This is a genomic window from Pseudomonadota bacterium (assembly GCA_022361155.1).
Lineage (GTDB): Bacteria > Myxococcota_A > Polyangia > Polyangiales > JAKSBK01 > JAKSBK01.
This window is the reverse complement of sequence record JAKSBK010000057.1, coordinates 1-6,199: the sequence shown is the minus strand read 5'-3', so window position 1 is coordinate 6,199 and position 6,199 is coordinate 1. Positions and strand designations below refer to the sequence as shown.

Annotated in this window: 4 protein-coding genes; 3 read left to right on the top strand and 1 reads right to left on the bottom strand. The window is 63.8% G+C overall.

What is annotated here, in order from left to right:
* Nucleotides 1-1,145, bottom strand: a 1,145-nt coding sequence (locus tag MJD61_01620; protein ID MCG8553976.1) for a threonine--tRNA ligase, incomplete at its 3' end; no start/stop codon positions are given.
* Between the two features lie 236 nt (nucleotides 1,146-1,381).
* Here MJD61_01620 and MJD61_01615 point away from each other — a divergent pair.
* The 3 genes from MJD61_01615 to MJD61_01605 all read left to right on the top strand — a co-directional run bounded on the left by MJD61_01615 (nucleotide 1,382) and on the right by MJD61_01605 (nucleotide 6,175).
* Nucleotides 1,382-3,811: a sulfatase gene (locus MJD61_01615; protein MCG8553975.1), complete on the top strand. Its 2,430-nt coding sequence runs from the start codon at nucleotides 1,382-1,384 to the stop codon at nucleotides 3,809-3,811.
* 249 nt (nucleotides 3,812-4,060) lie between these two features.
* Nucleotides 4,061-4,618, top strand: coding sequence for a GNAT family N-acetyltransferase (locus MJD61_01610; GenBank protein MCG8553974.1), 558 nt, complete (start codon nucleotides 4,061-4,063; stop codon nucleotides 4,616-4,618).
* Between the two features lie 390 nt (nucleotides 4,619-5,008).
* Nucleotides 5,009-6,175 carry a hypothetical protein gene (locus MJD61_01605; GenBank protein MCG8553973.1) on the top strand — a complete coding sequence of 389 codons (1,167 nt, stop codon included), beginning with the start codon at nucleotides 5,009-5,011 and terminating at the stop codon, nucleotides 6,173-6,175.
* Nucleotides 6,176-6,199: the final 24 nt, after the last annotated feature.

The following is a 6,199-nucleotide window of genomic DNA, read 5'->3' as shown; positions in this document are numbered from 1 at the left end:
TCCGCGATTCTCAACGGAAACTCGTTGTAAGACCGCAAACGAGTCTTGTAGATGAGCAAGTGACCTGGGCAGTTCATGGGTTTGACCGCCATCGGCCGGTCCTCGCATACATTGTCGTGAATCTTCGCGGGGTCATCCTCGTCGCGCAGCTTGAGCTTGGTGAAGAACATGTTCTCCATGTAGTTCGCGTAGTGTCCCGATGTGTGCCAAAGCTGCTCGGACAGCACGAGGGGGGTCTTGACCTCGATGTAACCGCGCCGGCGCAATTGGGCCCGCATGTAACCGGTTAGCTGGTCGAACAGCTGCGCGCCTTTGGCGTGGAAAAAGGGAAGCCCAGGGGCGTCCTCATGGAAGCTGAACAGGTCGAGCTTTTTGCCGAGCACGCGGTGGTCGCGCTTCTTCGCCTCCTCCAGCAGCCGCAGATACTCCTTTAGCTCCTTCTTGTCGAAAAAGGCCGTACCGTAGACGCGCTGCAGCTGCGGCTTGCGCGGGTCGCCGCGCCAGTAGGCGCCCGCGACTTTCGTCAGCTTCACAAACTTCAACCACCCGGTGTGAGGAACGTGGGGTCCACGACAAAGATCGATGAAGTCACCGTGCCGATAGAACGAGAGCTCTTCGCCACGCTCCTTGATACCCGCCACGAGCTCTTGCTTGAAGGCGTTGTGGCCGCCGTCGATCGCCCGGTAGCGAGCGTAGTGCTCGCTGGCCTGCGCGTGGCTGGAGACACAGCGTACAAACTCGTGCTTCGCCTTCGCGATCACCCTCATTTCGTTCTCGATGCGCGAAAAATCGGCAGGCGTGATCTTCTGCTGAGGCAGGTAGATGTCGTAGTAGAACCCATCCTCGACGACTGGACCGATCGTCAGCTGGGCCGCGGGGAAGATGCGCAGGATGGCATCGGCCATTACGTGCGCAGCCGAGTGACGCAAGACTGCAAGCGCCTGCGGATCGTCCTTGGTCAATACCCGAACCCGCTCCCCGTCTCGCAGCGGCAGCGCAAGGTCGCGCACCTCGCATCCATCTACCTCGATCGCGACGGCCGCCCTGGCGATCCCCGCTCCCAGCCGCTCGGCCAGTACGGCTCCGCTCGCCCCGGGTGGCAGCTCGCGCTCGCTTCCATCGGGAAGCTCGACTCGAATCATCATGTCCTCCTTTGGGGGACGGCTACATCCGCCCTCGCGCCTGTGCCCGACGGCCACAATCCGCCGCGACAGCTTGCCTAGGCTAGCAGCATTCGGATCGCAGCCAACCGAGGCGGACCGCGAGCTGGCGAATTGGCTGCATCGCATGTGATCCGCCGGCGCGTGCCCCTGCTTGTCCTTCGAACGTGCGCGGCCGTGCCGGTTGCTTTTCTGGCTGCGGTTAACTACAGAACTGGCCCATGATCAGCCGCCGACCCGGAGCGGGCTGCCGGTTGCGGGTGTTGGAGCGCCCGCTGACGTTCTCGCTGCTGGCCGGCTGCCTGTGGGGCCTGGGCCTTGGTGGCTGCGACGAGGAACCGCCGACCCGGCCGGCTCCGGTTGAAAACGAGACCAAAGCCAGCGACGGCCCCGGGGTGGATGAGGGTCCCGTGGCGGAAAAGAACGTAGCGGCCCCTTGGAGCCAGGCCTTCAAGCACTACGACCTCGTCGATCTACTGGGCCTGGCGTCGCTGCACGATGGCAGCCTCGGAATCGACTTCGGCACCAGCGACTGCTTCAAGTACACACTGGGTGGCTGGCGAACGGGCTGGGGCGAGCAGCGGAGGGATGGCGACGTGACCTACGCCAACGCCGTGAGCACGTCGAGCCGGGTGTACTTCCAGCTGGACGCACCCGCGACGCTGGATGTCCAGTTTCGACTCAAACGTGCCGGGGCGAGCTTCTTTTCCCTGTACGTCAACAACAAACCGGTCCGCAAGATCGACATCACGCGAGCCGGATGGGCTACGTACTCGGCGCAGATCCCGGGGCAATTGCTGGTTGGCGGTGTCAATCATATGCTGCTGCGCTGGAACAAGACGAGCCGAGCGCAGCAAGAAGATGTAGCGGCTCACGTGGACAGCATCCGCCTGGCGACCGAGGAGTCGGCGAAGTCGGAAACGAAGCCGCCTCATCAATCTGCTTGGCTGGCCCAGGTGGGGAATTCGCCGGCGCTCTCGCTGGCTGGGGGTCACAAGCTCACGTATTGGCTGCATGTACCTTCAGGGCAGCCCCGTCTCGGCTTTTACTTGGGTCTCGACAGCCGTGCTCGGGCGCCGGACACGCCGAAGATGTGGCTTGACGTGCGCGCGTTCGTGGACGGTGCAGATGCCGCCCTGCTCTTTTCGCAGCAGGTCGTGGATCGCGCTCCGGATGACCTCAGGCCCACGCAAGTGAACCTCGCGCCGGTGAGCGGTCAGGTTGCGCGGCTGGACATCAGCGTGCGCGGGGCACAGGCGCCGAGCGCGCGCGTGGTGCTGGCGGATCCCGGGGTGTACGTGACACGCGCCGAACCCAAGCAGGCGGTTTCCTCCAGAGACAGCCTGCGTGCGGCCGGGAACGCGATCGTGGTCATGATCGACACGTTGCGAGCGGACCGCCTTGAAAGCTACGCCAAGACGCGCGTCAAAGCGCCGGTGCTCGATCGATTCTGTCGCGAGGGAGCGGTATTCGAGCGGTTCAATGCCGTGGAGGATTGGACCAAGCCATCGTGTGCGACGATGCTCACGGGTCTTTATCCGGAAACCCACAAGACGCAGTCCGACAGCGGCAAGCTGCCCGCCAGCGTGAAGATGATCAGCGAAGAGCTGCAAGCTCAGGGACTGCGTACCGGTGCCTTCGTTGCCAACGGCTATGTGTCGCACAAGTTCGGTTTCAAGCGCGGCTGGGATCACTTCACCAACTACATTCGTGAGAACAAGAAGACCGAGGCACAGTACGTATTTGCCGACGCTGCGGCATGGATAGCCAAGAGGAAGGCCAACAACGAGCGCTTCTTCGCCTACGTGCACACCATCGACCCGCACGTGCCCTACGATCCGCCGGCAGAGTTCCTGGAGCTCTATCAGCCGCAGCGCTACGTGGGTCGCGTCCGGCCGCGAGGCACGGCGCAACTGCTCGAGGACATCAAGCGCCGCAAATTCAAGCCTCGGGCAGAAGACAAGCATTACTTGCGCGCGCTGTACGACGGAGAAATCAGCTACCACGACAAGTGGTTTGGAGATTTTCTGGCCAAGCTCGACGGGCTTGGCCTGGCCCAGGAGACTCTGATCATCGTCGTCTCCGACCACGGCGAGGAATTCTGGGAACACGGCAGCGTGGGACACGGACATCAGATTCACCAGGAGTTGATACGCGTTCCGTTCGTCATGCGCTGGCCCGGGACGATATCCCCCGGCATGCGGGTGCCGGACAACCACGACCACGCGTGTCTGGCGCCTACCGTTCTCGATGCGTTGGGACTCAAGCTGCCCCGTTATCTGGAAGGTCGATCCGTGCTTGCGCGAGCGCTCGGGGTCCAGGAGCCCGGCCCTCACGCGGGTTTCGCAACCCACCAGGGTGAGCGCGAGGCGGTATGGAGCGGGCGGTTCAAGCTGCTCATGCGCGGCCCCGTGGTTACGTCGCTGTTCGATGTGGAGCAGGACCCCGACTGCAAGCAAGATCTTGACACAGCCAGCCCGATCACGCTGACCTACATGCGAGCGTTGCTCGGCATGTTCAAGGGTGCCCGCGACAAGAAGGCGTGGCGCCGCAGAGCGCTCGGGCGACGTGTTGTCGACCCCAAAGCCGAGAAAGTGACGATCGACGAGGAAACGAGCGAGCAGCTCAAGGCCCTGGGGTATTTTCGCTAGCCAGTGCCCGTCCCGAAACTCGCTCCCGTCGCCTGGCTTGCGGCGCGAGGCCGCCTGCCGCGCCGTCTAACGCTCGACCCTGCTCAATCCCAACCGCGGTCGCTGCATTTCCTCGGTTCGCCAACGCGCCATCCGACCCCGCGGCGCTGCGCCATGCTCGGTCCGGGTTTTCGGAACGGGCACTGGCCAATCCCGGGTTGTCTGATATAGGCATCCGGCCGGTCATCACGGCTCCAGGACACGAGCAGCATGGCAGAGCAGCAACCCGACGTGTTCCGTGTGCGGCCCGCCGCGTCCGCTGACCTGGCGCGCATTATCGAGATCCAACGCGAGGCGTTCCGGCGTGAGGCCGTGCGCTACGGTGACTACCGAATGCCTGCCATGACCGAAACGTTGGCAGAGCTGGCCGCGCAGGCACAGCGCAACGTCGTGCTCACGTGCTGTGTTGGGGATGATGTGGTCGGGTCGGTCCGCGGCCATCTAGACGGCATGGGCATTGCGCACCTCGATCGACTGGTCGTGCTGCCCAAGTGGGAGCACCACGGGGCAGCAAAGCGACTCATGGACGAGATCGAGCAGCGACTGAACGCATGCAGCCGGTATCGGATACTCGCCGGCGAGCACAGCGAGCGCGTGATTCGTCTCTGCGGGCGGCGTGGCTACCGCCCCTGCGGCTACCGCTCGGCCGGCGCCTACCGCTGGCTGCTAATGGAGAGGTTGAACCCTCCATCGCTGCCGGGCGTTTGCTCGCGGACGGGGCCGCTTCGAAGCATGGGGCGCCCTGGTCACACGACTGTGCCAAAGTAGCGACGATCCTCAACGATTCGGGGCGGCGGGATGGCGCCGCCCGTGCCGTTGCTCCGGGGCTGCATACGCTTACCGCTGCCGCTGCGGCTGGCAGGTGCAGACGGATCTCCGGTCCGCGCCGCGCTCGAACCGGGTTGAAAGCCACGCCGGTGCCCTGCCCACGAGGGGGTTCGCTTCCATGGCGCCGATCGTTCGGCGCCCCCGCTGTTCTGCGGCCATTCGCTTTTGCCCGCAAAAATAGCGTGAGCGTGGCAACGGCTTCTGACGCGTTTGTACCAGAATGGACGGGATTCTGCGGGCCCGCGTGACGCCGATTTTCTATACGCCGACTGGCTCGGGGGCTAGCCTCGGACTGGAGGCTAGTGTGAGGAAGTGAGGGAAAAGACTGCCATGATCGAACATAGACGTGCGAAGGGGGCAAAACGATGGCACGGCCGAGGAGCGGATAAGGGCGCGCGCGCATGGGTGTGCTTGGCGGCGCTGGGTGCACTGGGAGGCGGCTGCGACCCGTATTCGAAGTACGGCAAGAACGGCGACGCTTTGGGCCCGGTGGATCCGGTTGCTTTCCCCCAGGAGAACCTGGGCGAGGGCGGCGATCGCAGGAGCCCCGGGGACGGTTCCTTCACGCAGGTTGCAGCCTACGTACGAGGCGTAACGTCTGGCTACTTCCCGTACCCGGTACGGTCGGGCGCCGTCAAGACCACCGAGACTAGCGACAAGACCCCCTATGTTCCGGTGCCGTCGGCTCCGAAGGCCTACGTATTGGATCCGGCCGGTGTAGCGACCTGCACTCCGCCTGTCGATTACATCTACGACTCGCGTCTCGATGAGGTCAATTTCGCCGAGCAAGGCAACATCTTCACCGAACTTCCCAGCGCCAAGTACGTCGAGGGCGCCTTGCCGAGCTCGAAGTATGCGCCGGTGGTGTCACAGGCACCTGCAGATCTGGGCGGAGTGGCATGCCAGCAGGTCAAGGGCGAAGACGAGCTCGTACAGGCACTTGGGCTGGCCGGCCCGGCCGATCTACCGGCCGATGGGCAGCTTCTAGCGTGGCTCGTGATCGATCCGGCGGCGGCCGTTTATCCCTTGGGTCAATCAGAAAAGGCGGGTCATTCGGGGCTCGGTCTGCAGCGCTGGGGCTGGTTCAATCGCTATCTCCTGGCCTACCTCGATGGCGGCCTGATCCCGACTGCTCCCGTGCCGAACACGATGTCCACGCAGATGCTGACCCAAAAGCTTTACATCCCCAGCATGGTGGCAACCGACCCGGCCGACCCATCCAAGACGAGCCCCGGCGAAGTGGGTGCAGGCTACGATGTGCTGCAGTTCATGCGGAACGAGCCAGGCTACTCTCCGCTGTGCGAGGTTTGGCGCTACAACGCGACCGTGGTCTTCAACCCCGACACGCCGGAGCTCTACCAGGGACCCAAAGACGAAACGTCTGTCCTGGCCATGGATCCAGCTCCCGCTCGCTACCTGCCCACACCACAGGAAGAGCTCAGCGGCTTCGACCGGCGTTACGTCTACTGTTTGCAGGTCGTGCAGCAGGTTCCATGAGGAAGAGGGATCAGATGGATGCGC

Coding starts and splice junctions, on each gene's coding strand:
- MJD61_01615 (MCG8553975.1), top strand. CDS start 1,382: ATGATCAGCCGCCGACCCGGAGCGGGCTGCCGGTTGCGGGTGTTGGAG.
- MJD61_01610 (MCG8553974.1), top strand. CDS start 4,061: ATGGCAGAGCAGCAACCCGACGTGTTCCGTGTGCGGCCCGCCGCGTCC.
- MJD61_01605 (MCG8553973.1), top strand. CDS start 5,009: ATGATCGAACATAGACGTGCGAAGGGGGCAAAACGATGGCACGGCCGA.